The organism is Bradyrhizobium sp. 139 (assembly GCF_023074175.1).
Taxonomy (GTDB): Bacteria; Pseudomonadota; Alphaproteobacteria; order Rhizobiales; family Xanthobacteraceae; genus Bradyrhizobium.
Genome location: NZ_JADPKS010000094.1, coordinates 1 through 2,692, shown reverse-complemented (window position 1 = coordinate 2,692; position 2,692 = coordinate 1). Strand labels below are relative to the sequence as shown.

The following is a 2,692-nucleotide window of genomic DNA, read 5'->3' as shown; positions in this document are numbered from 1 at the left end:
TGATCGCAGGTGTCAGATTCAACGACGGCATCGAGGTCATCCACATGCCGGCAAACCACGCCGCCTGATCACCTCGTCACCCAAAATCCCGCATAGCTCGCTGCGAGGCGGCGATGCCGTCTTCGTTCTGGCGCTGTGGCCTATAATTTGATCCGGTTCCGAAGCTTCTGGAGGCAGGCGGGCACACCGCCCGCCTCCCGGTAGCGGGCACCGGACGATGGCGCCTTGCCGTTCAGCATCCGAGGCCTTGAGTGCATCGAAACCTGCACATTTTGCGTTTTGCGAAGAATTCAGGCCCTGGTCGGCCCTATATGGGAGATTCCGCTCTTTTGGCCCACTAATATTTGCCCAACAAATGAAGATTTCCGATCGACGAAGATCACGGAAATAATAGAGGAGGGAAAAAAATGAGCATTTCGGTAGACCGCAGGCGCCTCATGCAGGGGGGGCATCCGCACTTGTGATCGGGGCGGTCGAATCAGCTACCGCCGTGCTTCGGCGGCAGCCTCAGACGAGCTGCGGATCATGGTCAACGGTGGGGACGTAGGCAAGGCGAATATCGAAGCCTACACCAAGCCGTTCCAAGCCGCGACCGGGGTCAAGGTAAGTGCGATCACCGACCAGCTCACCTTGGCGAAGCTTGAGCTGATGGTGACTACGAATAGCATTAGCGTCGATGTTTTTCCTATGAATCAAGGCGCAGCCCGTGTTGCTGCTGACAAAGGGTTTCTCGAGCCGATCGATTACTCAATCTACAAGAAGGAGGAGTTGGACGGACTCTTTGACTTCGCCAAGCAGCCGTTCGGGGTTGGTATGGTGATCTATTCTTACCTGATGGTCTACAATACCGAGAGATTCCCGGCCAACAAACCCCGGCCCACCAGTTGGGCCGAGTTCTGGGACGTCAAGTCGTTTCCTGGCGTTCGCGCGGTGTCGGGCCGCAACGGATCGGAGGGCCCCTGGGAGGAAGCCCTGCTGGCAGACGGTGTGTCTCCGGACAAGATCTATCCGATGGACATCGACCGTGTTTTCGCCAGCCTCGACAAGATCAAGCCGCACGTCCGGAAGTGGTGGACAGTTGGCTCTGAGATCCAGCAAATCATGCAGGATAAGGCGGCCGATCTCGTTCAGTCGTATGATGGACGGGCTGGTCTGGTGGTTTCCAGGGGGCTCCGGTGGAGCTCAATCGAAACCAATCCAAGCTGCAGTGGGACTATTGGGTGATCCCGAAGGGCACTCCGAATGCGCAGAATGCGCAGAGATTTATCGAGTTCGCCACCCGTGCAGAGCGCCAAGCTGCCTTTGCGCAGCTCTACCCCGAGGGCCCCACCACTCGCAAGGCGTTCAAGCTCCTGCCAGAGGACGTGGGCCGCAAACTTCCTACCCATCCTGACTACATGGCGAGCGCGATCCCCATCAATATGGGTTGGTACAGTGAACGCGGATCGGACGGTCTGACCAACACCGACCGACTCCGCGAGCGCTGGAACGAGTGGATCCTGCGCTAGATCTGGCCGTGAAATCCTTGGGATGGCGAGGGACGCCGCCGTACCATCCCGATGTCGGATACCCTAGCTTTTCACCGACTCGAGAGGTGCGTCTAAGGAAGTTGTGCGATTCAGAGTGGCGACCAATTGTGCCGTTGTTGCCGCGAGGGCGCAAACGAGCGCATCGGGTCGATGATAGGCGCGTGATCAGCGGCACTATGCACATGCTGAAATCTGGTTCGCGGTGGCGCGATTGCCCTGAAGTCTGTTCGCGGTTAAGGCGAACTCGGAACCAAAGCCCCGCGAATATTCGTTCCAGAAAAACGCCTCGTTGCGCGAGCGGGAGGGCTATATGATCAACGACTAGAGGCTGCTTCTGTCTACCGGGAGGAGACGCTTGCGGTGCGTCGCCGTGGCGCCCGCAAGCGGGCAATCGGGCCCGGCGCCGATGATGGCGGCGATGGTGCCGATCGACCGCTGGTCCTTCGTGTCGGATCAACTCACTGATGCGCGTGGCGCGAGACTGGACCAGCTGGCGATGGAAGAGATGGTGGTCAGCGATGCCGATCCCAGATGAACAGCAGGCTTTGAGCGAATCGATGAGCGAGCGAGCCGGACCGAGTTTAGAATTGGCGCCCACAATGCCTCCTGATCTGCGAGGACTCGGATGGGGAAGGTCTCGGCTGCCTCGCTGATTGTCGGAGTGGATCGCGTGTCGACCTCGGTATCACGATCCTACCAATTGAACGATCTTGCGCGGCGCTCCCACAAGAATGCTCTATTGGTTGCTGCAAACTGCGGGTGATCGAGATGGCGCCTTCGGAGTCACGCGGATGGTCCTCTTCTCGGACTCACCCCGCGTCTGCATCAATGGGCTACGCGGTACGCTGCGCAATTGGGCCTGACCTGCAGCTCGCGCCGTCGCGGATGTTGAGGTGGGATGAACTCGGCGCCAACAATCCTTTTCATGTTGCGTCATCATAGCGTATACCGCTTACTTTGGGAAACTCCCATGGGTTGTGGACCTCGAGCAAGCCAAGGGTCTCCTTGAATAGGTACGTGCAGTTCGATCGGCGAACACCAGATGCGCGCTGGATATCCGATTACCTAGACGATCGATTCCAAGAAATCTGCGTCGGAACTGATTGGGTGTTGGCGGATTCCTCGTTTGCGATTGGCGCAATGAGGAGCGACATCATGGCAGG

3 protein-coding genes and 1 pseudogene are annotated in these 2,692 nt (G+C 58.4%); all 4 read left to right on the top strand.

Going from position 1 to position 2,692, the window contains the following annotated elements:
• The first annotated feature begins 525 nt into the window (after window positions 1-525).
• The 4 genes and pseudogenes from IVA80_RS22090 (at window position 526) to IVA80_RS22080 (ending at window position 2,064) form a co-directional block, all read left to right on the top strand.
• Window positions 526-1,224 (top strand): extracellular solute-binding protein, encoded by a 699-nt coding sequence (locus tag IVA80_RS22090; protein WP_253075737.1) that lies wholly within the window; start codon window positions 526-528, stop codon window positions 1,222-1,224.
• Window positions 1,221-1,508 (top strand): extracellular solute-binding protein, encoded by a 288-nt coding sequence (locus tag IVA80_RS38240; RefSeq protein WP_346348012.1) that lies wholly within the window; start codon window positions 1,221-1,223, stop codon window positions 1,506-1,508. Before IVA80_RS22090 ends, IVA80_RS38240 begins: the two co-directional genes overlap by 4 nt.
• Before the next feature lie 86 nt (window positions 1,509-1,594).
• A pseudogene (locus IVA80_RS22085) lies at window positions 1,595-1,753 on the top strand (transposase); the annotation flags it as partial.
• A gap of 131 nt (window positions 1,754-1,884) precedes the next feature.
• The gene (locus IVA80_RS22080) at window positions 1,885-2,064 is read left to right on the top strand and encodes a hypothetical protein (RefSeq protein ID WP_247435162.1); all 180 of its coding nucleotides are present in this window, start codon (window positions 1,885-1,887) and stop codon (window positions 2,062-2,064) included.
• The last annotated feature ends 628 nt before the right edge of the window (window positions 2,065-2,692 follow it).